This is a genomic window from Streptosporangium sp. CA-135522, assembly GCF_050949235.1.
Classification (GTDB): Bacteria; Actinomycetota; Actinomycetes; order Streptosporangiales; family Streptosporangiaceae; genus Streptosporangium.
Window position 1 is genome coordinate 1,448,954 of the sequence record NZ_CP192026.1, and the last position, 25,050, is coordinate 1,474,003.

24 protein-coding genes are annotated in these 25,050 nt (G+C 70.2%); 16 read left to right on the top strand and 8 right to left on the bottom strand.

The annotated features are described in order from the left end of the window. Nucleotides 1-74: 74 nt before the first annotated feature. Complete coding sequence (locus ACQPYK_RS07160; RefSeq protein ID WP_433252091.1) at nucleotides 75-272, bottom strand: acyl-CoA carboxylase subunit epsilon; 198 nt, start codon at nucleotides 270-272, stop codon at nucleotides 75-77. Continuing rightward, nucleotides 269-1,861: an acyl-CoA carboxylase subunit beta gene (locus tag ACQPYK_RS07165; protein WP_433252094.1), complete on the bottom strand. Its 1,593-nt coding sequence runs from the start codon at nucleotides 1,859-1,861 to the stop codon at nucleotides 269-271. The genes ACQPYK_RS07160 and ACQPYK_RS07165 overlap by 4 nt, the downstream gene beginning before the upstream one ends. Before the next feature lie 228 nt (nucleotides 1,862-2,089). Here ACQPYK_RS07165 and ACQPYK_RS07170 point away from each other — a divergent pair, with 228 nt between their 5' ends. From ACQPYK_RS07170 to secY, 5 genes are all read left to right on the top strand, one after another. Further along, nucleotides 2,090-2,875, top strand: a complete 786-nt coding sequence (locus ACQPYK_RS07170; RefSeq protein ID WP_433252097.1) for an ABC transporter ATP-binding protein — start codon at nucleotides 2,090-2,092, stop codon at nucleotides 2,873-2,875. Beyond that, the gene (locus ACQPYK_RS07175) at nucleotides 2,851-4,590 is read left to right on the top strand and encodes a hypothetical protein (protein WP_433252100.1); all 1,740 of its coding nucleotides are present in this window, start codon (nucleotides 2,851-2,853) and stop codon (nucleotides 4,588-4,590) included. Before ACQPYK_RS07170 ends, ACQPYK_RS07175 begins: the two co-directional genes overlap by 25 nt. A 65-nt stretch (nucleotides 4,591-4,655) precedes the next feature. Beyond that, a complete protein-coding gene (locus ACQPYK_RS07180) occupies nucleotides 4,656-7,295 on the top strand; it encodes a phosphoenolpyruvate carboxylase (protein WP_433252103.1) in 2,640 nt (879 codons plus the stop codon). Nucleotides 7,296-7,344: 49 nt separating this feature from the next. Next, complete coding sequence (locus tag ACQPYK_RS07185; protein WP_433252106.1) at nucleotides 7,345-7,788, top strand: GNAT family N-acetyltransferase; 444 nt, start codon at nucleotides 7,345-7,347, stop codon at nucleotides 7,786-7,788. A 104-nt stretch (nucleotides 7,789-7,892) separates the two neighbouring features. Then, a complete protein-coding gene (gene secY / locus ACQPYK_RS07190) occupies nucleotides 7,893-9,188 on the top strand; it encodes a preprotein translocase subunit SecY (RefSeq protein ID WP_433252109.1) in 1,296 nt (431 codons plus the stop codon). Between the two features lie 50 nt (nucleotides 9,189-9,238). Here secY and ACQPYK_RS07195 read toward each other — a convergent pair whose 3' ends face one another. The 3 genes from ACQPYK_RS07195 to fdhD form a co-directional block, all read right to left on the bottom strand. Beyond that, on the bottom strand, nucleotides 9,239-9,889 hold the full coding sequence (locus ACQPYK_RS07195) for a response regulator (protein ID WP_433258712.1): 651 nt from the start codon (nucleotides 9,887-9,889) through the stop codon (nucleotides 9,239-9,241). Between the two features lie 97 nt (nucleotides 9,890-9,986). Next, entirely contained in the window at nucleotides 9,987-10,913 is a 927-nt protein-coding gene (locus ACQPYK_RS07200; protein WP_433252112.1) for a sensor histidine kinase, read from the bottom strand. A 135-nt stretch (nucleotides 10,914-11,048) separates the two neighbouring features. Continuing rightward, nucleotides 11,049-11,897, bottom strand: coding sequence for a formate dehydrogenase accessory sulfurtransferase FdhD (gene fdhD / locus ACQPYK_RS07205; protein ID WP_433252115.1), 849 nt, complete (start codon nucleotides 11,895-11,897; stop codon nucleotides 11,049-11,051). Nucleotides 11,898-12,250: 353 nt separating this feature from the next. Between fdhD and ACQPYK_RS07210 the strand changes: the two genes are divergently transcribed. The 9 genes from ACQPYK_RS07210 (at nucleotide 12,251) to ACQPYK_RS07250 (ending at nucleotide 19,503) form a co-directional block, all read left to right on the top strand. Further along, nucleotides 12,251-13,075, top strand: coding sequence for a biotin--[acetyl-CoA-carboxylase] ligase (locus ACQPYK_RS07210; protein ID WP_433252118.1), 825 nt, complete (start codon nucleotides 12,251-12,253; stop codon nucleotides 13,073-13,075). A gap of 54 nt (nucleotides 13,076-13,129) precedes the next feature. Continuing rightward, nucleotides 13,130-13,630 (top strand): PH domain-containing protein, encoded by a 501-nt coding sequence (locus tag ACQPYK_RS07215; RefSeq protein ID WP_433252121.1) that lies wholly within the window; start codon nucleotides 13,130-13,132, stop codon nucleotides 13,628-13,630. A 44-nt stretch (nucleotides 13,631-13,674) separates the two neighbouring features. Then, complete coding sequence (locus ACQPYK_RS07220; protein WP_433252124.1) at nucleotides 13,675-14,667, top strand: adenylate/guanylate cyclase domain-containing protein; 993 nt, start codon at nucleotides 13,675-13,677, stop codon at nucleotides 14,665-14,667. A 75-nt stretch (nucleotides 14,668-14,742) separates the two neighbouring features. Further along, nucleotides 14,743-15,828 (top strand): S-(hydroxymethyl)mycothiol dehydrogenase, encoded by a 1,086-nt coding sequence (locus ACQPYK_RS07225; RefSeq protein ID WP_433252127.1) that lies wholly within the window; start codon nucleotides 14,743-14,745, stop codon nucleotides 15,826-15,828. Beyond that, nucleotides 15,825-16,442: an MBL fold metallo-hydrolase gene (locus ACQPYK_RS07230; RefSeq protein WP_433252130.1), complete on the top strand. Its 618-nt coding sequence runs from the start codon at nucleotides 15,825-15,827 to the stop codon at nucleotides 16,440-16,442. The genes ACQPYK_RS07225 and ACQPYK_RS07230 overlap by 4 nt, the downstream gene beginning before the upstream one ends. Nucleotides 16,443-16,626: 184 nt before the next feature. Then, nucleotides 16,627-16,806 carry a (2Fe-2S)-binding protein gene (locus tag ACQPYK_RS07235; protein ID WP_433252133.1) on the top strand — a complete coding sequence of 60 codons (180 nt, stop codon included), beginning with the start codon at nucleotides 16,627-16,629 and terminating at the stop codon, nucleotides 16,804-16,806. A 15-nt stretch (nucleotides 16,807-16,821) separates the two neighbouring features. After that, a complete protein-coding gene (gene bfr / locus ACQPYK_RS07240) occupies nucleotides 16,822-17,304 on the top strand; it encodes a bacterioferritin (RefSeq protein WP_433252136.1) in 483 nt (160 codons plus the stop codon). Between the two features lie 249 nt (nucleotides 17,305-17,553). Continuing rightward, a complete protein-coding gene (locus ACQPYK_RS07245; RefSeq protein ID WP_012888073.1) occupies nucleotides 17,554-18,222 on the top strand; it encodes a response regulator transcription factor in 669 nt (222 codons plus the stop codon). A gap of 3 nt (nucleotides 18,223-18,225) precedes the next feature. Continuing rightward, complete coding sequence (locus ACQPYK_RS07250) at nucleotides 18,226-19,503, top strand: ATP-binding protein (protein ID WP_433252140.1); 1,278 nt, start codon at nucleotides 18,226-18,228, stop codon at nucleotides 19,501-19,503. Between the two features lie 63 nt (nucleotides 19,504-19,566). Here the strand turns inward: ACQPYK_RS07250 and ACQPYK_RS07255 are convergent, their stop codons facing one another. Together ACQPYK_RS07255 and ACQPYK_RS07260 are read right to left on the bottom strand one after the other, a co-directional pair. After that, nucleotides 19,567-20,097: a DUF6609 family protein gene (locus ACQPYK_RS07255; RefSeq protein ID WP_433252143.1), complete on the bottom strand. Its 531-nt coding sequence runs from the start codon at nucleotides 20,095-20,097 to the stop codon at nucleotides 19,567-19,569. A gap of 416 nt (nucleotides 20,098-20,513) precedes the next feature. Continuing rightward, nucleotides 20,514-20,993 carry a GtrA family protein gene (locus ACQPYK_RS07260; RefSeq protein ID WP_433252146.1) on the bottom strand — a complete coding sequence of 160 codons (480 nt, stop codon included), beginning with the start codon at nucleotides 20,991-20,993 and terminating at the stop codon, nucleotides 20,514-20,516. 542 nt (nucleotides 20,994-21,535) lie between these two features. Here ACQPYK_RS07260 and ACQPYK_RS07265 point away from each other — a divergent pair. Beyond that, nucleotides 21,536-22,693 (top strand): 5-(carboxyamino)imidazole ribonucleotide synthase, encoded by a 1,158-nt coding sequence (locus ACQPYK_RS07265; RefSeq protein ID WP_433252149.1) that lies wholly within the window; start codon nucleotides 21,536-21,538, stop codon nucleotides 22,691-22,693. A gap of 67 nt (nucleotides 22,694-22,760) precedes the next feature. Next, nucleotides 22,761-23,264, top strand: coding sequence for a 5-(carboxyamino)imidazole ribonucleotide mutase (purE, locus tag ACQPYK_RS07270; RefSeq protein WP_433252152.1), 504 nt, complete (start codon nucleotides 22,761-22,763; stop codon nucleotides 23,262-23,264). Between the two features lie 439 nt (nucleotides 23,265-23,703). On the opposite strand, the gene ACQPYK_RS07275 is transcribed toward purE, so the two are convergent. Then, the gene (locus ACQPYK_RS07275) at nucleotides 23,704-24,261 is read right to left on the bottom strand and encodes a MarR family winged helix-turn-helix transcriptional regulator (RefSeq protein WP_433252155.1); all 558 of its coding nucleotides are present in this window, start codon (nucleotides 24,259-24,261) and stop codon (nucleotides 23,704-23,706) included. Nucleotides 24,262-25,050 lie beyond the last annotated feature (789 nt).

The window sequence follows — 25,050 nt, forward strand, 5'->3', positions numbered from 1 at the left end:
GATCGGCTGACTATATGCGCCCATTTCTTAGATAGTCCCAACTCTCGCGCAACTTGACACCCCGTTCTGAGGATCTATCTCGGCAGCCCACTCGATCTCCAGGCACCTTGTCCGACAGGAAGAGGCTTTCGCATGTGATGTGCTGGATTACGCCAATTTTCCGATTTTAGTACGGCTTTCGCCGCAGGGGTCACCCGCGACGCGAGCGCGATCACCAGTGCGGCGACCTCTTCCTCTGTCGCGTCCCCATGAACGATCTTCAAGTGCGTCACAGAGGGATGTTCCCATGCTTCTTCGGAGGCAGGGTCGCGCGCTTGTTACGCAGGGCGCGCAGTGCCCTGACGATCTGGACTCGGGTCTCGGAGGGGCGGATCACCGCGTCCACATACCCACGTTCGGCGGCAAGATACGGATTGGCGAGCGTGTCTTCGTATTCGGTGACGAGACGGGCTCGCTGGACGTCGGGATCGTCGGCCGTGGCGAGTTCGCGCCGATAGAGAATGTTGACCGCCCCCTGCGCACCCATCACCGCGATCTGCGCGGTCGGCCACGCCAGATTGATGTCCGCGCCCAGGTGTTTGGAGCCCATGACGTCATAGGCCCCGCCGTACGCCTTGCGGGTGATCACCGTGACCAGCGGCACGGTCGCCTCCGCATAGGCGTAGAGCAGCTTGGCGCCGCGACGGATGATCCCGTTCCATTCCTGATCGGTGCCGGGCAGGAATCCGGGAACGTCAACAAATGTCAGAACCGGAATGTTAAACGCATCGCACGTCCGGACGAATCGCGCGGCTTTCTCCGAGGCCGCGATGTCCAGGGTGCCGGCGAAACTCATCGGCTGGTTGGCCACGATCCCCACGGAACGCCCTTCCACCCGGCCGAAGCCCACCAGGATGTTGGGCGCGAATTGCGCGTGCACCTCCAGGAATTCGCCGTCGTCCAGGACGTGCTCCAGCACCGTGTGCATGTCGTACGGCTGGTTGGCCGAATCCGGGATCAGCGTGTCGAGTTCGCGGTCCTCCGCGGTGGTCGAAAGGATCGGATCGGCGTCGAAGGCCGGCGCCTCGTCCATGTTGTTGGAGGGCAGGTAGGACAGCAGCGCCCTGGCGAACTCCAGGCAGTCGGCCTCGTCGGCGGCCTCGTAGTGCGCGACGCCCGACCTGGAGTTGTGCGTGTGCGCGCCGCCCAGCTCCTCGAACGTCACCTCCTCGCCGGTGACCGTCTTGATGACGTCGGGACCGGTGATGAACATGTGCGACTTCTCCGCGACCATCAGCACGAAGTCGGTCAGGGCGGGGGAGTAGACCGCGCCGCCCGCGCAGGGGCCCATGATCAGCGAGATCTGCGGGACGACGCCGGAGGCGTGCACGTTCCTTTTGAAGATCTCGGCGTACAGGCCCAGGGAGACGACGCCCTCCTGGATGCGCGCGCCGCCGGAGTCGTTGATGCCGATCACCGGACAGCCGGTCTTCAGCGCGTGGTCCATGACCTTGACGATCTTCTCGCCGAAGACCTCGCCCAGTGATCCGCCGAACACCGTGAAGTCCTGGGCGAACACCGCCACCGGGCGACCGTCCACCGTGCCGTAACCGGTCACCACGCCGTCGCCGTACGGGCGCTCGCGCTCCAGGCCGAAGCTCGTGGAACGGTGCCTGGCCAGCTCGTCGAACTCCACGAAGCTGTCCTCGTCCAGGAACTCCAGGACCCGTTCCCTGGCGGTCATCTTGCCCTTGGCGTGCTGCTTGTCCACCGCGCGCGCGGAGCCGGCGTGCGCCGCCTCGTCGAGCCTGCGCTCCAGGTCGGCGAGCTTGCCCGCCGTGGTGTGAATGTCAAGCTCGGCGGCTACCGGCTCAGCGCTCATCGGGTCGGTCCACTCCTCTTCGCTCCACACGCTCTTCGGGCGGCCCCGGCCGCTTCGGCGCCCTTGCGCGGCGCGTCGCCCCGCCGCCCGCGCCGGGCGCGTTCCCGGCCCCTGCCCATCCTCAGCAGGGTAACCGTCTCCTGACATGACGAACTATCGGGGGCGGTCGTTCGTTGCCCGCGAGGAGAGCTGATCCTCAAAAGCGGAAATTCTACAAAAGTAGGGGTCATGACGGATGTCGCTGACGCGGTACGCACACGACAACTGGTGAAGAGATTCGGCCAGCAGGTGGCCGTGGGCGGTGTGGACCTCGTCGTGCCGCGGGGCAGCTTCGCCGGGCTGGTCGGACCGAACGGCGCGGGCAAGACCACCACGCTCAGCATGGTCACCGGCCTGCTCCGCCCGGACGGCGGCGCCGTCCACATCGACGGCCTCGACGTCTGGCGCGACCCGGTCGCGGTCAAGGGTCGCATCGGCGTGCTCCCCGAGGGCCTGCGCCTGTTCGAGCGGCTGTCCGGTAGGGAACTGCTCTCCTACAACGGCCAGCTGCGGGGCATCCCCAGGGCCGAGGTGAGCCGGCGCGCCGAGGAACTGCTCAGGGTCATGGACCTGACCGAGTCGGCGGACAAGCTCGTCGTCGACTACTCGACCGGTATGCGCAAGAAGATCGGCCTGGCGGCCGCGCTGCTGCACAACCCCAGGGTGCTCTTCCTGGACGAGCCGTTCGAGGGCGTGGACCCGGTCAGCGCCAACACGCTGGTCGAGGTGCTCCGGCGCTACACCGCCTCCGGCTCGACCGTCGTCTTCTCCAGCCACGTCATGGAGCTCGTCGAGCGCCTGTGCGACTGGGTGTCGGTGATGAGCCGCGGCCAGATCGTCGCACAGGGCCCGCTGGAGGAGGTCCGTGCGGGGCGCAGCCTCAACGAGGCCTTCCTCGGTCTGGTCGGCGTCCGCGGCGACGGCGGCGGAAACGGGGAGGAGGGCCTGTCATGGCTGGGCGCGACCTCGGCATGAGCCCGCAGGAGCAGGGCGACCCCGGTGCGGGTCCGCAGGGCCGGTCCGGCGCCGAGGTGAACCCGCAGGGTCGCTCCGGTCCCGAGGGGAACCCGCAGGGCCGGTCCGGCCCCGAGGCGAGCTCACGGGATCACAGCGGCCTCGTCCCGGTGGGGCCCTTCGTCTTCGTACGGCTCAAGCTCCGGCTGATCGCCGGGAACCTGCGCGGCGACACCCGGCGCCTGCTGGGCTTCGTCTTCACCGTGATCGCCGCGGTCGTCGTGGCGGCCTTCGGGTTCCTGATGATGTCGGCGCTTCGCCTGGCGCCCGCCGACATCGCGACGGACGTCACGATCGTGCTGTTCACCGTCTTCCTGGTGAGCTGGACGGTCGTCCCCCTCCTGGCGTTCGGCCTGGACGACACGCTCGACCCGTCCCGGCTGTCGCTGTTCCCGCTGCCCGCCGGACGGCTGGCCGCCGGCATGTTCGCCGCCGCCGTCACCGGCGTCTGGCCGATCGCCACGCTGATCGTCACGGCCGGGGCCGTCGCGGGCCTGGCCGCCGGAATCGGCGGGGTGCTCCTGGGCGTCGTCGCGGTGGTGCTGCAGTTCGCGCTCTGCATCGTCGTCTCGCGCCTGGTCACCACCGCCCTGTCCGGCGTCCTGCGCACCCGCAGGGGCCGGGACGTGCTCGCCGTCTCAGTGATCTTCGTCATCCTGGCCGCCCAGCTACCCAATCTGGTGCTCAACGGCGGCCTGGCGGCCGACCCGGCCGCGACGCTGCGCGCCGTCGCCTCGGTGCTGCGCTGGACCCCGCCCGGCATGGCCGCGCACGCCATCGCCGACGGCGGCCTCGTGGCGGTCGCCGAGCTGGCCTTCCTCGCCCTCCTGGTCGTCGTGGCCGGTCGGCTCTGGATCGCGGCGCTCGGCCGGGCACTGGTCTCGGCGGACGCCTCCACCCAGGGGGCCTCCGTCCGCAACTCCACGGGTCTTCTGGCCAGGCTGCTGCCCGACGGGCCGCTCGCCGCGGTCGCCACCAAGGAGCTCAAGTACGCCCGCCGCGACCCCCGCGGCAGGGTCGGCTGGTTCGCCTCCATCGCGGTCACGGGCATCATGGCCTTCTCACTGACCCGCGACCGGACCGGGGCGGCGAGCGTCGCCCTGGCGGCCGGTCCGGCGTGCCTGGGCGCGGTGATGATCGGCCTGCAGTCGGCCAACTCCTTCGGCATCGACGGCCGCTCGCTGTGGATGAACTCCATGGTCTACGGCACGGCCCGGGACTGGCGGGCCGACCTCGCCGGGCGGCACCTGGCCGTCGCGACGATCGCCGTCCCGCTGCTGACCGCGCTGGCCGTGGTCGCCGCCATCCTCGCGGGAGACCCGCTCTGGGCCGTTCCCGCCGCGCTCACCGCCTGGGGCGTCCTGGGTGCCGGGCTCGGCGTGGGCGCCGTGACGAGCGTGCTCCTGCCGTACACCGTGCCCGAGCGGCTCAACGCCTTCACCGGCGCCGCGCCCGGGCAGGGCGGCGTCGCCTTCGTGACCTCCTTCGGCGCGCTGATCGTCAGCGGCCTGCTGGCGCTGCCGGTCGCGCTGCCCGTCCTGCTCGGTCTCATTTGGGTCAGCGCGCTGGCCGTGCCGTACGGCCTGCTGATCTCCTGGGGCGGCCGGCGGATCGCCGGTGACCTCGGGTTCAGGCGATATCCCGAGATCCTGGCCGCGGTCTCCCAGCCGAGTTGAGTGGTCTAGTCCAATAGGTGAGACCGGGCTCCGCCGGATAAATCCGACTGGCTACGCTGGCAAGCATGTCCGCCATCGCGCACCATCAGGCAGAACGTTCTTCCGCCGTCACCGAGATGCCCGACGAGCTGCGCGCGGACGTGCGGCTGCTCGGCGAGCTCCTGGGGCAGGTCATCGCCGAGTACGGCGGCGATGATCTGCTCGCCGATGTCGAACGTCTTCGCAAGGCCGTCATCGCGGCCCGTCGCGGTGAGGTCTCGGTCGACGAGATCACCGCGATGGTCGCCGGGTGGCCCGTCGAGCGGGCGGTCCAGATCGCCCGGGCGTTCACCTGTTACTTCCACCTGGCCAACCTGGCCGAGGAGCACTTCCGCATCCGCACGCTCCGGGTCCGCGACACCGGCGAGGAGCCGTTGCCCGAGTCCCTGGCGCAGGCCGTGCAGGAGCTCGGCGGCGAGCGCGTCACCGAGCTGGTGGAGGAGCTGCGGCTGCATCCGGTGCTGACCGCCCATCCGACCGAGGCCCGCAGGCGTGCGGTCGTCACCGCGATCCAGCGGATCAGCGGCCGGCTCGCCGACTACAACAGTCCCGAGCGGGGCGCCGCCGAACGGGCCGAGACCCGCCGCCGGCTGCTGGAGGAGATCGACCTGCTCTGGCGCACCTCCCAGCTCAGGTCCACCAAGCTCGACCCGCTGGACGAGGTCCGCACCGCCATGGCGGCCTTCGACGAGACCCTGTTCCGGGTGGTCCCGCTGGTCTACCGCTCGCTGGACGCCGCGCTCGGCGAGGGCACCGGCACCCGCGAGCCGCTGGCCCGCCCCTTCATCCGTTACGGCAGCTGGATCGGCGGCGACCGGGACGGCAACCCCAACGTCACCGCCAAGGTGACCAGGGACGCCCTGCTCATCCAGGCCGAGCACGTGCTGATCGCGCTGGAGAACGCCACCCACCGGATCGCCCGCACCCTCACCCTGACCGCCGGATACACCCCGGCCTCGCCGCAGCTGCGGGCCGCGCTGACCGCCGCCGAGAACGACCACCCCGAGTTGGTCTCGGAGATGGCGACCCGCTCCCCGCAGGAGCCGCACCGGCAGTGGCTGCTGTTCGTCGCCGCCCGGATCGTGGCGACCCGGCAGCGCGGCCTCGACCTGGCCTACCGCTCGCCCGAGGAGCTCCTGGCCGACCTGCGGATCGCCCAGGCGTCGCTGGTCGCCGCCGGGGCGAAGCGGCAGGCGTACGGTGAACTGCAACACCTGATCTGGCAGGTGGAGACGTTCGGCTTCCACCTGGCCGAGCTTGAGGTGCGCCAGCACTCGCAGGTCCACGCCGCGGCGCTGGCCGAGCTCTCCGCCGGACGGACCTCCGAGCGCACCGACGAGGTCCTGGCCACCATCCGCACGATCGGCTGGATCCAGGAGCGCTACGGCGTGACCGCCTGCTCCCGCTACGTCGTCTCCTTCACCCGTTCGGCCGACGACATCGCCGCCGTCTACACGCTGGCCGGGCACGCGCTCGGCGACAAGGCCCCGCGGCTCGACGTGGTCCCGCTGTTCGAGTCGGGCGCCGACCTGGCCAACGCCCCCACCGTGCTGTCGGGGATGCTGGAGATCCCGGGCATTCAGGACCGGCTGGCCGCCAACGGCCGCCGCCTGGAGGTCATGCTCGGCTACTCCGACTCGGCCAAGGAGCTCGGCCCGGCCGCCGCGACCCTGAAGCTCTACGAGGCCCAGGAGGCGCTGGCCGCCTGGGCCGCCGAGCACGACGTGCGGCTGACGCTGTTCCACGGCCGGGGCGGCGCTCTGGGCCGGGGCGGCGGACCGGCCAACCGGGCCGTGCTCGCCCAGGCGCCGGGCTCGGTCGGCGGCAGATTCAAGGTCACCGAGCAGGGCGAGGTCATCTTCGCCCGCTACGGCCACGCCGCCATCGCCCGCCGCCACATGGAGCAGGTCACCTCGGCGGTGCTGCTCGCCTCCACCCCGTCCATCGAGGCACGCACGGCCGAGGCCGCCGGGCGCTTCCGCGGCGTCGCCGGGCAGGTCGCCTCCGCCTCGGAGAAGGCCTACCGGTCGCTGACCGAGGCCCCCGGTTTCCCCGAGTGGTTCTCCCTGGTCAGCCCGCTGGAGGAGATCGGCTCGCTGCGTCTGGGCTCCCGTCCCGCCAGGCGCGGTCTTGGCGCTCCCCGGTCCCTGGACGACCTGCGGGCCATCCCGTGGGTGTTCGCCTGGGCTCAGACGCGGGTCAACCTGCCCGGCTGGTACGGCCTGGGCAGCGGCCTGGAGGCGGTGATCTCCGAATCCGGCCTGGACGAGCTGCGCGCCGCCTACCGCGAGTGGCCGCTGTTCGCCTCGCTGCTGGACAACGTGGAGATGTCGCTGGCCAAGACCGACCGCGACATCGCCGCCCGCTACCTCGCTCTGGGGGGCCGGGACGACTTCGTCGAGCAGGTCCTGCGCGAGTACGACCTCACCCGGCGCCTGGTCCTGGAGATCACCGGCCACAGCCGCCTGCTGGAGAACCGCAGGGTGCTCTCCCGCGCGGTCCAGCTCCGCGACCCCTACGTGGACGCGCTGTCGCACCTGCAGTTGCGCGCGCTGTCGAGGCTGCGCGCCGACGACGGGCTGTCGGAGGAGGAGCGCGAGCGCCTGTCCACGCTGCTGCTGCTGTCGGTCAACGGCGTCGCCGCCGGCCTGCAGAACACCGGATGACGCAGGCCTCGCCGCCGAAGCCCGCAGAGCACGTTCGCAGGGAGGTCCGATGATCCGCCTCGCCCGGCCCGGCGACCTGCCGGCGGTCGAGATGCTCGTCGCGGAGGCCTACCGGCCGTGGGCGGATCTGATCGGGGTCCGCCCCAAGCCGATGGACGACGACTACACCGCGCGCGTCGCGGCCGGTCAGGTTCACCTGCTGGAGGAGGAGGGGATCGCCGGGCTGATCGTCCTGGTCCCCGAGGACGGCGTGCTGCTGGTGGACAACGTCGCGGTCGCCCCCGCCCGCCATGGCCGGGGGCTCGGCCGGCGCCTGCTGGCCTTCGCCGAGGACCAGGCCCGTACGGCGGGCCTGGGAGGGCTGCGGCTGTACACCAACGCGCTGATGAAGCCGAACATCGCCCTATACGAACGTCTCGGCTACGAGATCACCGAACGCCGCCGGTCGGGGCCGCGCGATGTGGTCTTCATGGCGAAACGACTCGCCGGCTGAAACCACGCCTGCGCCCAAGCAGATCGGCGCCTACGCGGATCTGCGTAGGCGCGAGCCGCCTGCCGGCGGATGCCTCTTTCCGCGGGCGCGGCCAGACTCGCGGCATGCCAACCCTGCTCATCCGGGCCTTCCGTGTGCCCGAACTCCGCAAGAAGCTGCTTTTCACGCTGGGCGTCGTCGCGCTGTTCAGGCTCGGCCAGATCCTGCCTTCTCCGGGGGTCGACGTCGCGGGCGTGCGGCGCTGCCTGGCGGGGGCCAGGGGCGGGCTGGTGGAGATGGTGCAGCTCTTCAGCGGGGGCGCGATGCTCAAGCTGTCGGTGTTCGCCCTCGGTGTCATGCCGTACATCACCGCGAGCATCGTGATCCAGCTGCTCGCGGTGCTGATCCCGCGCCTGGAGACGCTGCGGAAGGAGGGGCAGGCGGGCCAGGCGAAGATCACGCAGTACACGAGGTATCTGGCCGTCGGGCTCGCCGTGATCAACGCGACCGCGGTCGTGGCGATGGCCCGCACCGGAATGATCTTCCCGACCTGTCGTGAGCGGCTGCTGTACGACCAGAGCACGCTGTCCGCCGTGGTCACGGTGGCCACGATGGTGGCCGGCATGTGCGTCGTCATGTGGCTCGGCGAGCTCGTCACCGACAGGGGCATCGGCAACGGCATGTCCGTTCTGATCTTCACGCAGGTCGTCGCGGTCTTCCCGTCCTACGCGTCGAACATCTTCGCGCTGAATCCCTTCGCGCTCGTGCTCATGCTGATCTCGGGCGTCTTCCTGGTGGCGGCCGTGGTCTTCATAGAGCAGGCCCAGCGGCGGCTTCCCGTGCAGTACGCCAAACGCCTGGTCGGGCGGCGGATGTACGGCGGGACCTCGACCTACATCCCGCTGAAGGTCAACCAGGCCGGGATCACCCCGGTCATCTTCACCTCGTCGCTGCTCTACCTGCCGCAGCTGGCGGTGTCGCTGAGCGGCGGGACCGGCCCGGTCGCGCAGTGGATCTCGACCTACCTGGTCAGGGGCGACCACCCCCTCTACATGACCGCCTACTTCCTGCTGATCGCGGGATTCACCTACTTCTACGTGTCGATCACCTTCGACCCGGCGGAGGTGGCGGACACCATGAGGCGCCACGGCGGGTTCGTGCCGGGAGTCCGGCCGGGGCGGCCGACCGCGGAGTATCTCCGGTTCGTGCTGTCGCGCCTGACCGCGCCCGGCGCCGTCTATCTGGGCCTGCTCTCGCTGCTCCCGCTCGTCGCGTTCGTGCTGCTCCGCGACCCCGGCACGCAGCAGAACTTCCCTTTCGGCGGGACGACCGTCCTCATCATGGTCGGGGTCGGGCTGGAGACCGTCAAGCAGATCGAGGCGCAGCTGCAGCAGCGCACCTACGAGGGTTTCCTCAGATAGGGAGCCGGCCTCGGGCGGGGAGGGGCGGCCTCAAGTGGGGATCGTCGGCCTCAGGTGGGGAGGGTCAGCCCGGCCCGTACGGCGAACACCACCAGCTGGGCCCGGTCACGGGCGTGAAGCTTGACCATGGCTCTGCTGACGTGCGTGCGCACGGTGTCGGGGCTGAGAGTGAGCTCCTCGGCGATCTCGCCGTTCGACCGGCCGGTGGCGACCCAGGCGACCATCTCGCGCTCGCGGGGCGTGAGCGTGTCGAGGCCGTCGATCGGTGCGATGTCGTGCCTTCCGAACAGGCCGATGACCTTCTTGGTGACGGAGGGGGACAGCAGCGCCTCGCCCGAGGCGACCACCCTTATCGCTCGGGTGAGCTCGGATGGGGCGCTGTCTTTGAGCACGAAGCCGCTGGCGCCCGCCTGGAGGGCGGCGAAGACGTACTGGTCGACCTCGAACGTGGTCACCATCACGACCCGGGTGCCGCGCAGCCCGGGATCGGCGGCGATGGCGCGGAGGGTGTCGAGGCCGTCCATGCCCGGCATGCGGACGTCGAGCAGCAGGACGTCGGGACGGGTGTCTCGGATCAGGTCCAGCGCGGCCGCGCCGTCTTCGGCCTCGCCGACGTATTCCAGATCGGGCTCCCGGTCGATGAGCGCTCGCAACCCCATGCGCACGATGGCCTGGTCATCGGCCAGGGCGACCCGGATCACCGTCGGGGACTGGGCGGTCACTTGGGCTCCGAGACGTGGTGGGACGGCATGTACGCTCCACGAGCATGATCTCGCCCTTGCCGGGATCGGGCGATTCTCACTGGGTTTCCCGGGTTTCCCGGGTTTCCCGGGGGAAACGGGCCACCACCCGGAATCCGCCGCCCTCACGCGGGCCCGCGGTGAAGTCTCCGCCGGCCGCGGTCACCCGGTCGCGCATCCCCGTCAGACCACGACCCTCGCCGGTTCCGAAGCGGCCACGTCCCCGGTCGGCGACCTCCAGCACGAACTCGCACGGGTCGTTGGCGACACGGACCAGCGCCCGGGTGGGACCGGCGTGGCGCAGGACGTTGGTCAGCGACTCGCGTACGACCCGGTAGACCGTGCCCCGAAGATGCGCGGGCACCGTGGGCTCGGCGGGTTCGACGTCGATGGGCAGCCCCGCCACCCGGACGCCGTCGATCAGGCGGGGCAGGTCCTCTTCGGCGGGAACGCCGGGGTCGATGCCGTCGAGCGCGGCGCGGAGCTGGGTGAGCGCCCGCGTGCTCGTGTCGCGGATCGCCTCCAGTGACGCGCGGGCCTGCTCGGGACGCTCGTCGAACAGCAGGAGGGCGACGCCCGCCTGCATGGCGATGGTGGCGAGCCCGTGTCCCGCGGCGTCATGCACCTCTCCGGCGATCCTCGCCCGTTCCCGCTCGATCACGCTCTGGGGCGACAGCGCGGCCGGGATCGCGCCGGGGCCGGCCGCCGGCGGCGCGTGGCCGGGTGGGGCGGCGTGCGCCGGGTCGACGGCGAGTGCGTGACCGGGTGGGGCGGCGTGCGCCGATTCGGCGGTGAGCTCGTGGCCGGAACAGACGGCGGCCGCCGCACGGGCCTGGGCGAGACCGCTGAACGACCACGGGACGGCCAGCCAGCCGACCCAGGCCAGCATGAAGATGACGGGCAGGTCGCCGACGCGGGAAAGGCGCGATGCCGCCGCGGTCACCGACGTCCGCACGCGGCGGGCCGGAGGTGTCTGCTCGGTCACCGTCCCTCACCTGATGTCGCCTGCGATGCCTTGATCTTAGCCAGTCCCGGAACGGTCCGTCCGGTCCGGTGACACGGCGCCGGACCGGATACCCGGAAGTCCTCGCTCGGCGGTCTCCGGCCGGCGGTGGAACCTTCAGGCGAGGACGCGATCGGGCGCCGAGTAGATGTTGAAGCGCTCCTCGCGAAGGAAGCCGACCAGCGTCATCCCGAACTCCTTGGCCAGGTCGACGGCGAGGGAGGAGGGCGCGGAGACCGCGCAGACGATCGGCACGCCCGCCGCGAGGGCCTTCTGCATGATCTCGTAGCTGCTGCGCCCGCTGACCATCAGGATGTGCCGGGCCAGCGGCAGCCGTCCGTTCATCATGGCCCAGCCGACCAGCTTGTCCACCGCGTTGTGCCGCCCCACGTCCTCGCGGATCGCCAGGAGCGCTCCCTCGGCGGTGAACAGCCCGGCCGCGTGCAGCCCCCCGGTCTTGCCGAACACGCCCTGGCCTTCCCGTAGCCGGTGCGGCAGGCCGTACAGGACCTCGGGAGAGACGCGCAGGTCCTCCTGGGCGGGCAGCGGGGAGCAGCGGCCGTGCAGGGCGTCGAGGCTGGCGGTGCCGCAGACGCCGCAGGCGCTCGACGTCATGAAGTGCCGGTCGAGGCCGGGCAGGTCGGGCAGCCGCCCGCCGCGCAGCCGTACCGTCACCGTGTTGTAGCGCGCCTCGGGGGGCACGTCGTCGTCGGTGCAGTAGGCGATGGAGGAGAGGTCGCCCGGAGCGATGACGCCCTCGCCGTGGAGGAACCCGGCGGCGAGCTCGAAGTCGTGGCCCGGGGTCCGCATGGTGATCGCGACCGTGCGGCGCGTCTCGCCCGCCTGAATCCTGATCTCCAACGGCTCCTCGGTGGCCAGATCGTCACGGCGCTCCCTGGCGGTTCCGGCCGTCACCTGCCGGATCCGCGTCCGCGTGGTCGGTCCCGGCCTCGTGACGCTATCCATGCGCGCTCCGTCCCGCTCCGCCGGTCTCCGTGGTCGGTCCCGGCCTCGTGACGCTATCCATGCGCGCTCCGTCCCGCTCCGCCGGCCTCCGCGATCGGTCCCGGCCTCGTGACGCCGTCCGTGGGGGCCGTCGCGACTCCGGGGGGACGTCCGGCTCGCGTCCGCCGCTCCCGCGAGTCTCCTGACCGGCCGGGTCGCGCGGGGTGGGACGTCTGCTCATACCGCCATCTTCTCGCTCCCTGACCTGTGCGGACAGCCGCTTCCCCGCGCACGGCCCCCCTACACTCGCAGTATTCCCTGGTCATTGCCGTAATTCGGTAACAGGCGGTCGCTAGGGGAGGGAAGATGGCTAAGTGCTCGACTCGCCCTTCACCGATCTCGACCGCCCGCCGCTCTCCCAGGCGGCGCTCACCCGCGCCCTGGTCCGCCCCGGCGGCCTGTGGTCCGACATCGCCGTCGTCGGCAGGACCGGATCGACCAACGCCGACCTCGCGCAGGCCGTCCGCGACGGCGCCCGGCAGGGTGCCGTGGTCATCGCCGAGGCGCAGTTCGCCGGCCGCGGCCGGCTCGGCCGTGTCTGGAGCGCGCCGCCGCGCTCCGGCCTGACGTTCTCGGTGCTCCTGCGGCCCGACCCGCCGCCCGTCAAGCAGGGCTGGCTGCCGCTGCTCGTCGGTCTGGCCGTCGCCTCGGCCGTGCGCAAGGTCGCCGAGGTGGACGTCCGCCTGAAATGGCCCAACGACCTGTTGATCGGGGAGCGCAAGCTCGCCGGGGTGCTCGCCGAGCGGGTGGACAGCGCGGTGATCGTGGGCGTGGGGCTCAACGTGAGCGTCCGGGCCGACGAGTTGCCCGTGGAGACCGCCACCTCGCTCGCCATCGAGGAGGCCTCCTGCGTCGACCGCGATCCGCTCGTCCGGGCGGTGCTGCGGGAGATCGAGACCCACTACCGCGAATGGTCGCAGGCGGACGGCGACGCCGACGCGTGCGGGCTGCGGGCCGCCTATCTCGCGATGAGCGCGACGGTCGGCAGGGAGGTCCGGGTGGAGCTGCCGGGGGAGCGGGTGCTCACCGGACTGGCCACCGGCATCGACGAGTCCGGCCACCTGCTCGTCCGGTCCAAGGGCGAGGAGCACTCGCTGAGCGTCGGCGACGTCGTGCACGTTCGGCCGCACAGTTCATGACGCCGGCCGCGCAGTTCATGACGCGGGGCATCCTGGCATGCCACGATTTGCCCCATGGGTCTGCCTGATCACCACCTGACGGAGGGGGAGCAGCGCATCCGCGCGTTCCACCCCCACTGGAAACGCCTCGTCGTGCCGCTCCTCGCGCTGGTCCTCATCGCCCTGGGGTCCGGTGCCGCGATGTTCTTCATGCCGGCCTTCGAGTACGAGGCCTACGCGCGCATCGCGGTCGCCGTGCTCGCGGTCGGGCTGCTGACCGTGTGGTCGTTCGTGCCGTATCTGCAGTGGAAGAACACCTCGTACGTGCTCACCTCGCACCGGCTCACGATCAGCACGGGCGTGCTGAACAAGTCCAACGACGACATCCCGATGAGCAAGGTCAACACGGTCAGCGCCGACCAGACGCTGATGGAGCGGATACTCGGCTCCGGCACGCTCAACGTCGAGTCGGCCGGCGAACAGGGGCACATCACGCTGCGTGACATCCCTCAGATCCAGGAGGTGCGGGCCGAGCTGTTCCGGGCGCTCGACGACGCCGCCGACGGGGATCCGTGAGGACGGTGAGCCATGTGGCGTAACCTCCTGGATTGGGGAGGAAGATGGGCGGAGGGGAAGTGACGGGGCGTCCGACGGCCGAGCAGATCGAGAGCCTGTTCGTCGGCACGTCGCCCCGCTACACCCGGGTCCAGGTGGCCGAGCTCTCGGCCGTGCCGCAGGACCTCACCGAGCGGATCTGGCGGGCCCTCGGCTTCGCCACGCTGGCCGACGACGCGGTGGCCTTCACCGACGCCGACGTGACCGCGCTCAGACGGGTCCGGGCGATGATGGACGGCGGCCTGCTGGACGACCAGACGGTCGTCCGGATGGCCAGGGCGCTGGGGCAGACGACCGCCAGGCTCGCGCAGTGGCAGGCCGAGATCATGATCGGCGCCATGCTCGATCCGGACCAGCCGCCCACCGACGCCGATCTGGCGGCGATCCTGGAGACCTCGAGCCGGCTGCTGCCGGACTTCGAGCGGGTGCTGGTCCACGTCTGGCGTGCCCAGCTCGCCGCCGCCGGCACCCGGCTGCTGGCCATCACCGACCTCACCGAGGAGGTCGTGCCCAACCGGCTGACCCTCGCGGTGGGCTTCGCCGACCTGGTCTCCTTCACCCAGGTCTCCCGCGAGCTGGACGAACGCGCCCTGGCCGAACTCGTCGAGGGGTTCGAATCGCGGGCCTCCGACGTGGTCGCCTCGCACGGGGGACGGCTGGTCAAGACGCTCGGCGACGAGGTGCTGTTCACCGCGGCCGACCCGCGCACGGCCGCCGCGATCGCGCTGGAGCTCGTCGAGGTGATCCGGCGGTACGGGCCCCAGGTGCGCATCGGGCTGGCCTACGGCCCGGTCCTGCCGATGATGGGCGACGTCTTCGGGACCACCGTGAACCTGGCGGCCCGCCTGACGGCCATCGCCCGGCCCGGTGCGATCATCGTCGACGGCGAGCTCGCCGAGGCCGTCGCGCAGACGCCCGGCATGGCGGTGACCCGTATCCGGCGACGGCCGGCTCGCGGCCTCGGGGTGGTCCAGCCGTACGTGCTGCGCCGGGCCTGATAGGCATGGACGCGGGGGCGCGTCCGTGAGGATGCTGTTTCACCGGTAACCGAGCTCGAAGATGAGGTGCAGGACATGCCGTACACCGTGCAAGGCGTGGTCGCGCGTGGCAAGGGCGAACCCGTCTCCCTGGAGACGGTCCACGTGCCGGACCCCGGTCCCGGAGAGGCGGTGGTGAACGTCCAGGCCTGCGGCGTCTGCCACACCGACCTGCACTACCGCGAGGGCGGGATCAACGACGACTTCCCGTTCCTGCTCGGCCACGAGGCCGCCGGCGTGGTCGAGGCCGTCGGCGAGGGCGTGAGCGACGTCGCCCCGGGCGACTACGTGATCCTGAACTGGCGGGCGGTCTGCGGCGACTGCCGCGCCTGCCGGCGCGGCCGTCCGTGGTACTGCTTCAACACCCACAACGCGACCCAGAAGATGACCCTGGCGGACGGCACCGAGCTCAGCCCGGCCCTGGGTATCGGCGCCTTCATCGAGAAGACCCTGGTCGCGGCGGGGCAGTGCACCAAGGTGGACCCGGCGGCGCCTCCGACGGCGGCGGGCCTGCTCGGCTGCGGCGTGATGGCGGGCATCGGCGCGGCCATCAACACCGGTGGCGTGACCCGCGGCGACAGCGTGGCCGTCATCGGCTGCGGCGGCGTGGGCGGCGCGGCCGTGCACGGCTCCTGGTTGGCCGGCGCGACCAGCATCATCGCGGTGGACGTGGACGACCGCAAGCTCGCCTGGGCCAAGGACTTCGGCGCCACCCACACGGTCAACTCCCGCGAGACCGACCCGGTCGAGGCGATCAGGGAGATCACCGGCGGTAACGGCGCGGACGTGGTGATCGAGGCCGTCGGCCGCCCGGAGACCTACAAGCAGGCCTTCTACGCCCGTGACCTGGCAGGGACCGTGGTCCTGGTGGGCGTGCCCACCCCCGAGATGACGGTGGAGCTGCCGTTGCTGGACGTCTTCGGCCGTGGTGGGGCGCTGAAATCGTCCTGGTACGGCGACTGCCTGCCCAGCCGTGACTTCCCCATGCTCATCGACCTGTACCGGCAGGGGCGGCTGAAGCTGGACGGCTTCGTCTCCGAGACGATCGGCCTGGGCGACGTCGAGGAGGCCTTCGCCAAGATGCACCGCGGCGAGGTCCTGCGCTCGGTGGTGGTCCTGTGATCGGCAAGGTCGTCACCTCGGGCACGTTCTCGCTGGACGGCGGGACGTGGGAGGTGGACAACAACGTGTGGCTGGTCGGCTCCGACAGCGAGGTCGTCGTCATCGACGCGGCGCACGACGCCGACGCCATCGCCGAGGTGATCGGCGGCCGTGAGGTCAGGGCGATCGTCTGCACCCACGGGCACAACGACCACATCAACGCCGCCGCGGACCTCGCCGCGCGGGTGGGCGCGCCGATCCTGCTCCACCCCGCTGACCAGGTCCTGTGGGAGATGGTCTACGGCGACGCGCCGTACACGCCGCTGCGGGACGGTCAGGTGCTCTCGGCGGGCGGGGTCGATCTCACCGTGCTGCACACGCCCGGACACGCGCCGGGCGCGGTCTGCCTGCACGCCCCGGGGCTCGGCGCGGTCTTCACCGGCGACACGCTGTTCAACGGCGGCCCCGGCGCGACCGGCAGGTCCTTCTCCTCCTTCGAGACGATCATCGACTCGATTCGGGGACGGCTGCTGACCCTGCCGGGGGACACGGTCGTGCACACCGGTCACGGCGAGTCCACCACGATCGGCACCGAAGCCCCACACCTGCAGGAGTGGCTGGCCAGGGGGCACTGAACCCCCCCGGCCTCCCGGGCGCCACGCCGTTCCGTCCGTGATGACGTGGCGGTCCGTCCGCGATGACGTGGCGGGGGAGCAGGCCTTATGTGTCCCGGTTCACATAGGCAAGCCTTACCGAATGAGCTAGATTAGGTGTGCCTTACCTAGGTTTACGCTCCATGAGAGAGGCTTCTCCCCTGCCATGTATGTATGTGTCTGCCGCGCCGTCACCGAGAACGAGGTGCATGACTGCATCACGGGCGGTGCGAGGAGCGCGCGTCAGGTCCGCGACATGACCGGCGCCGGGGGCGACTGCGCTTCTTGCGTGCGCAAGATCTGTGCAATCCTGAAGCGGTCTGAAGAGTTGACGCCGACCGCGTAGCACGAGGAGCCCGCCATGCAGGGCGACAAGAAGATCATCGAACTACTCAACGAGCAGCTCACCGCTGAGCTGACCGCCATCAACCAGTACTTCCTGCACGCCAAGATGCAGGAGAACTGGGGATACACCAAGCTTGCGAAGTACACCCGCGAAGAGTCCATCGACGAGATGCGCCATGCGGAGAAGCTAACGGATCGCATCCTTTTCCTTGAGGGCCTGCCGAACTATCAGAAGCTGGGCATCCTGCACATCGGCCAGACCGTCCGGGAGCAGCTCCGCGCCGACTTGGACGTCGAGCTGGAGGTGGTGACGCGTCTGCGGCCGGCCATCGTCCTGATGAGGGAGAAGGGCGACCACACCTCGGCCCGCCTCTTCGAGGAGATCCTCGAAGACGAGGAGCACCACATCGACTACCTGGAGACCGAGCTGGGGCTCATCGAGAGCCTCGGGGAGCAGCTCTATCTGGCCCGCTACGCCGAGCCGCCCTCGGCGTCCTGAGCCGATTGTCGGAACACGCCCACCGTTTCCCTTACGGCTGGGCGTGTTCCGTTTTGTCGGTGAGGTCATTGGGGAGCCTGTCCTTTCAAGGCCCTTCCGATGCGGGAGCCGTACCCCGCGCCCCTGAACCGTTGCGGGACGACTATCCGGGATTTATCAGTGTTTGCCCAGGTCAATGGATAGGTCAATGACGAGTCAAACCGCGCGCTGCAGCCGGGAAACGATCGCCTAAGGTCCTACGATCGCAACATGACCTGTGTACTTCTCGCCGAGGACGACACCTCGATCTCCGAGCCACTGGCGCGTGCCCTGCGCCGTGAGGGCTACCAAGTCGAGGTGAGCCCCGACGGCCCGCAGGCCCTGGAGCGGGCTCTGTCGGGTGGCATCGACTTGATAGTTCTTGACCTGGGCCTACCCGAGATGGACGGTCTCGAGGTGGCCAGGCGGATACGCGCGGAAGGGCACGGAACGCCCGTGCTCATCCTCACAGCCCGTGTAGACGAGGTGGACACCGTGGTGGGCCTCGACGCCGGGGCCGACGACTATGTCACCAAACCGTTCCGCCTGGCGGAGCTCCTGGCGCGGGTCCGCGCCCTGCTGCGGCGCGGCACGTCCGAGACGCCCGTGGTGCAGGGCGTGCGCATCGACGCCGACTCCCGTCGCGCGTGGATGGGCGACAAGGAGCTGCACCTGACGACCAAGGAGTTCGACCTGCTGCGCGTCCTGGTTCGCGACGCCGGCAAGGTGGTCACCCGCGAGCAGATCATGCGCGAGGTGTGGGACACCAACTGGTGGGGCTCCACCAAGACGCTCGACATGCACATCTCGTGGCTGCGCCGCAAGCTGGGCGACGACGCCGCCAAGCCCCGTTACATCACGACGGTTCGAGGGGTCGGCTTCCGGTTCGAACGCGAGTAGGGGATGCGTCGTCGACTGCTCTCCTCCACTCTGCTCGTCGCGGTCATCGGGGTGCTCCTGCTCGGCATTCCCTTGGGCGTGGCGGTCAACCGGCTGATCGAGGAAGAGGCGACCCAGGAGCTCTCCTCCCAGGCCAAGAGCCTGCTGGGGGAGGTGGAGTACGCCCGAATCCAGGATCAGCCCATCGATCCGGAGCAGCTGAAACGTAAATATCCCGAGCGCTACGTCCAGATCTATGCGAAGGGGACGCCTCCTCAGGTGACGACGGTGGGCAACGAGCCCCCCGAGGATCACAAGATGACCCAGGACGCCCAGTCGGAGAACGGGGTGTACGTCGCGGTCAGCCGGGACAAGTCGGAGGTGGAACGAGAGGTCCGGGCCTGGCTCCTGCTCATCCTGGCGCTCGCGGCGGCGGCCCTCGCGGTCGCGGTCGGGCTCGCCATCGTGCAGTCGCGCCGTCTGACGCTTCCGCTCAGCGACCTGGCGATGATCGCTGAGCGGCTCGGCTCCGGTGACGCCCGGCCGAGCAAACACCGTTACGGCATCCAGGAGCTCGACCGGGTGGCCGAGGTGCTGGACCGCAGCGCGACCCGCATCTCCGACCTGCTGGCCAGGGAGCGGGAGTTCGCCACCGACGCCTCGCACCAGCTCCGCACCCCGCTCACCGGGCTGACAATGCGGCTGGAGGAGATCGTGGCGGCCGCGCACGAGCCCGGCACCGTCAAGGAGGAGGGCGAGGCCGCCATCGTGCAGGCCGAGCGGCTCACCGCGGTGATCGACGAGCTGCTGGCCGCCGCCAGGCGGCAGCGGCACGCCCAGGCCGAAGCGGTCGAGCTCGACGACCTGCTGGACCAGCAGTTCATCGAGTGGGGTCCGGCGTTCCGCAGGGTGGGGCGGCAGCTCAAGCTGTCCGGTACGCGCGGGCTTCAAGCGCTGGGCACCAGCGGCGGCATCAGCCAGGTGATCTCCACGCTCCTGGAGAACTCGCTGGAGCACGGCGGCGGCACGGTGACGGTGACCACCAGCGACAAGGACAGGTCCATCGTGATCGAGGTCGCCGACGAGGGGGAGGGCATCTCCGGGGATCTCGCCCCCCGCGTCTTCGAACGCAATGTCAGCGGGGCGGGCGGCACCGGGCTGGGACTGACCCTCGCGCGGGCGCTGGCCGCCGCCGACGGCGGCCGTCTGGAGCTGGTACGGCCGCGCCCCGCGGCGTTCGCGCTGTTCCTGAGGCAGGTCGGCGACACCGGTAGGAACCGGGTGGTCAGCGGGCCTGCGTGATCCTGCCTGCGTGGTCCCGGCGGCCGGCCGGCGGCGAGGCGGACCCAGGCCTCGTCTCCGGTGTCAGGTGAAGGTCAGGGCGGGGTGGGCGAACAACATCACGGCGCCGAATCCGATCTTCAGCACGGCGTCGAGGACGCCGAACACCCGCACCGGCACCACGGACGACCACTTCAGCCCCGCGGCCGCGTTGGCCATGAGTGCCAGGCCCAGCACCGCGATGAGCGGGCCGTGGGCCAGTCCCATGGGCAGGAAGTGCACGCCGACCACGAAAAAAATGATCATGACAAGCCGGTCCTGCTCGGCGTCCTTGAACCTCGTCAGCACCAGGTAGATCAGCCCCATCTCCAGGACGAACGCGCCGACCAATCCGGCGATCTGCGGGATCGAGGGCGTGCCGAGCGAGGGCAGCAGGGCGCTCAGGCCGCTGGCGACGAAGCCGGTGGCAAAACCCGCGATCACGAACGGCAGCCAGTGACGACGGAAGACCCAGCTCAACAGGAAGCAGATGCCGAGGCAGAGCAGGAAGAGACCGCCTCCGCGGATCAGTGGGTAGGGGTGGTCGACCGCGGTGGAAAGGTCAAAGAAGGTCACGGGCTTATCCAGTTCACGAGCCAGGGGGAGCGGTAGGCCCTGATCTTCCGGTGGGGAGCTTCCTGATGGAATTCTCATCGATGCCGGAAACGGGCCGAAAGCAGAGGAGACGGGGATCTCGAAAGATCAACGTTGCGAGTACGGGCCGGGGTTCCCGTTCCGCACCCTCGCCGATCGCGGCTCCTGGGAGGCGCTGACCCACCTCGCGGCCGACCGGCGTCCGGTGCGAAGCAATGGCACACCGGGAGTACGGCGTGCTGGGAGCCCGGCTCCCCGGGGCGCCCGGGACGACTCCGGACGCGGGTGGTCTCAGCGGGTCCAGGCCCGGGACGCGGACGGTCAGCGGGTCCAGGCCCAGGACGCGGTGGTCAGCGGGGCCGGGACGCGGACGGTCAGCGGGGCCGGACTATGGGCGGTCAGAGGGTCCGGGTGTTCTCGGCGGGTAGTTCCTTCGGCACGTCTTCGGTGGCGGCCAGGAAGACCCACTTCCTGTAGGACCAGTAGCGGAACAGCGTCCCCAGGCCCACGCCGACCAGGTTGGCGACGTTGATGCTCACCGGGTCGGCCAGTTCGAGGGTGTAGCGGGCGAAGCCGATGCAGAGCAGCCCGATCAGCAGCCCGATCCCGTTGAGCAGGAAGAACAGGAAATACTCCCGGGCGAGGCCGCTCTGCTCACGGTCCTTGAAGGTCCAGTGGCGGTTGCCCAGGTAGGCGAAGGTGGCCGCGACCACCGTGGCGACGACCTTGGAGGTCAGCGGACCCCAGTGCAGGCCGTACTGGAGCAGGTTCAAACCGCCGGTGTCGATGACGAAGGCGATCGCCCCGATGATCCCGAACTTCGACAGCTCGCGGACCAGGCCGGCGAGCCGCTCGTAGGCGCGTCGCAGAAACTGCACGTCTCCTGCACGGTCCTTTCCAAGTTGGCTGCGGATCCGCCGCTCGGGAGGACCTCGGACACTCTTCTGCCAGATTACCGGGACGGCTTCGGGGCCGCCCGCCGTCGGCCGCCCGCTGTGGCCGACCAGGGCTATTCGGTAAATGTCATGTGTTGTCGGATAAATACAGTCATCTGACGTTACTCTGATCCGGTAGGTCGCAGGGGATTTTCGGGGACTCCGTCCCTGGCGAATCCCGCCCGATGGATCAGACGAACCGCCGCCGAGCCCGCTCGACCGCTCCCGATCGACCACTCCCGGCGGGCCGCCCGGCGGTGGGCAGGATGACCACCTGGGTGGGATCATCGCTCGGGCAGGATCACCGCCTGGGCGGGCTCATTGCTCGGGCGGGCGGTACGCTGGGCGGCCGTGCCCGCGAGGCAACCCGGAACGGCCGCCCAGCCCCCGGGCGAGGCGCGCACCGGCCGGTTCCCGACAGGACGCGCACCGGCCCGTACTCCTCCCGCTCGGGGCTTGGCCGGAGGCCGGTAAACTCAACCGTCGTGAGCAGCCCTTCTTTGGCCAGTCCCATCGGACCCGTCGTCGGCGTGATCGGAGCGGGCCAGCTGGCCCGGATGACCCAGCAGGCGGCCATCGCCCTCGGAGTGGAGCTTCGGGTGCTGGCCAACTCGCCGGACGAGAGCGCCGCCCGAGTGATCGCCGATGTGCGCCTGGGCGACTACCGCGACCTGGCGGACCTGCGTGACTTCGCCAAGGGATGCCACGCGCTCACCTTCGATCACGAGCACGTGCCCACCGAGCACATCCGCGCGTTGGCCGGCGACGGCTTCGCCGTACATCCCGGTGCCGACGCGCTCGTGCACGCACAGGACAAGGCCGTGATGCGTGAGCGGCTGACCGCGATCGGGGTCCCGTGCCCGCCCTGGCGGCGGATCGCCACGGCCGCCGACGTCGAGGAGTTCGCCGAGGAGAACGGCTGGCCGGTGGTCCTCAAGGCCGTGCGCGGCGGCTACGACGGGCGCGGCGTCTGGGTCTGCCGGTCCGCCGAGGACGCGACGGAGGTCCTGGCCGCCGGGGTGCCGCTGATGGCCGAGGCGTTCGTGCCGTTCGAACGCGAGTTGGCCGTCCTGGTCGCCCGCTCGCCGCACGGGCAGGGCGTCAGCTATCCGGTCGTGGAGACCGTCCAGCGCGACGGCATCTGCGTCGAGGTGCTCGCTCCCGCACCCGGACTCGACCCCGAGCGAGCCGCGGTGGCCCAGCAGATCGCCCTGAAGATCGCCCACGAGCTGGGCGTGACCGGGCTGCTGGCCGTGGAGATGTTCGCCACCGCCTCCGGGCTGGTGGTGAACGAGCTGGCCATGCGCCCGCACAACAGCGGTCACTGGACCATCGACGGCGCCCGCACCTCCCAGTTCGAGCAGCACCTGCGCGCCGTACTGGACCTCCCGCTCGGCTCGCCGTCACCGGCCGCCCCGGTCGTGGTGATGGCCAACCTGCTGGGCGGCGACGACCCCGACATCTTCTCCCGCTATGAGCATGTGATGGCGCACGACCCGGGAATCAAGATTCACTTCTACGGCAAGGAAGTACGGCCGGGCCGCAAGATCGGACACGTCACCGCCCTCGGCACCGATCTGGACGAGGTCCGCGCCCGCGCCCGGCATGCCGCCGTCTACCTCACCGAGGGCGTCTACACGTGAGCGGGATCGTTCACCGGCACGACACCACTGCGAATGCGGTTCACCGACCGCGAGGCGAGGAGAAGGCATGACCACCGTCGGCATCGTCATGGGCAGCGACTCCGACTGGCCGGTGATGAAGCTCGCCGCCGAGGCGCTGGCCGAGTTCGGAGTGGCGTTCGAGGCCGACGTGGTCTCCGCGCACCGCATGCCCGAAGAGATGATCGCCTACGGCGTGCACGCGGCCGAGCGTGGCCTGAAGGTGATCATCGCGGGAGCCGGGGGAGCCGCGCATCTGCCCGGGATGCTCGCATCGGTGACCCCGCTGCCGGTGATCGGCGTCCCCGTCCCGCTGAAATATCTCGACGGCATGGACTCCCTGCTGTCGATCGTCCAGATGCCCGCCGGGGTCCCGGTGGCGACCGTCGCCATCGGCGGCGCCCGTAATGCCGGCCTGCTGGCCGTGCGCATCCTCGCCGCCGCCGACAAGGACCTGCGGACCAAGATGGAGGAGTTCCAGTCGGCGCTCAAGGAGCAGGCGCACGCCAAGGGCGCCAGGCTCCGTGCGGAGGCCGCCGGCCTCGGCGGCTGACCACCGGGAGCTGACCATCGGGATCGGCGGCCTCCCCCCACATAACTGCCGTCGTTCGACACCAGCGGCCACTCCTCGTCGATCGAGTACGCCTTGAGCTGCCGTGACACCACTTTTTCCTTGCCGTTCAGCGTCCGCTCGACGAACAGCACATCCGACTTCCGGAAATAAAAGAAATGCCGCCCATCCCCGCTGATCAGGAACGGCGCCCGCACACCCGAGTTGATCGCGCCATCTGGCGCCTTGGCGAGCGCCTCCGGCACCTCCACCACATCTCCGTTGGACAGCACCAGCTGCCAGGTCTGTGTTCGCTGCGCGTACGCGATCGTGACCGGCGTGGCAGCCGCCGCCGCCGGCTGTCCGATCAGTGTTACGGCGCCCAGGAGAAGTGTCGCGAGAGCTACACGAAATCCCACGCATCATGTGATGCCGGAATTTTTCAGAATGTTGCCGATCCCTTCTGAGATTCGAGACCGGCTCCTTCCGCCGAGTCCTCGCCGAGCGCCAGCGCGGCGTCGGCGATGCGCCGGCGGAAGGAGCGCCGCTGCAGCGCGTCGGACAGCGCCGCGAGCATCTCGCCGAGCGGGACAGGCAGCTCGCTGTCCAGAGTGGTGGCGGCGGCGCTCGTGGCCGCCCATTCGGCCTGGATCGCGGGGAGCAGCGAGTGCGTCTTCGCGGTCAGGTGCACGATGTGCTGGCGGGCGTCGTCACCGGGCTTGAGCACGACCAGGCCCTGCCGGCTCATCTGCGCCACCGTCTGGCTCGCCGCGGAATGGGTGACCGATACGGCGCGCGCCAGGTCGCGTATGGGAGATGGGCCCAGCTCGAGGAGCGCTCGTACGATCGGGGAGAACCGCGGCCGATAGTCGCCCAGCCCGAGGTCGGCGCAGGCCTTGGCGACATCGCCCTCCATCAGGTCCAGGAGATGCCGCAGCTGGGTGCCCAGCCCCTTCTCCTTCGGAGACACATCCACGGTCTCCCTCGGTGACACATCCACGGCGGCATTATATGAGCGCTGTTGGATTCGGCGCCGCATCGGCCCGGTTCGTTCCGTCCCCGCCGTTGCAGACGCGGGCTTGCCTGCCCGGTCCGTGCGATCGCCAGAGGCCTGTCCGGCCGGTGCGATCGCCAGAGGTCGGCCCGGTCCGTGCGATCGCCACAGGCGGGGCCCCTCACCCGCCTCTTCCGGGAGCCGGCCCCGACCCGGTACCCGATACCCGGTACAGGACGGTGTCGGCGAGGAGCCGGAGCGAGTGCTGGACGGTACCAGGGAAGTGCTGGACGGTCTCAGGGATAGGTGACGGCTCTTGGGGAAGAGAGCGACCTCCAAGGTTTTGGAGGTTGAGAATCATGAGGAATGCGATACGCGCCGTCCTCGGGCTCACCGTGGCAGTGCTGGCCGTCTTCGGGAGCATGGGAGCGGGTGACGACCACCGGCCCGCCGATATGGGCGTGAACTCGGGGCCGTCTCACTAGGTCTTCTGCTCGACGGGCGGGCCGCCTGGCACCGGTGTGGATTCTCTCGTGCTGTTCGGCGGCCTTGCGGACCGTCCTCCTCGCTCGCCTGCGAGCGCTTTAAGCGACCCGGGGCTGCGGCGCCGTAATGCGCCGCAGGGAGGTCGGCTGAGGGCGCCGGCCGGCCCTTCGGGCCATTCTGCCGTCATGCCACGACGTGTGCGAGCCGGGTTCATGCCACGACGTGTGCGAGCCGGGTTCATGCCACGACGTGTGCGAGCCGAGTTCGCCGGCCTGGAGGCTGCGGAGTCGGAGTCGACCCCGGCTTGGG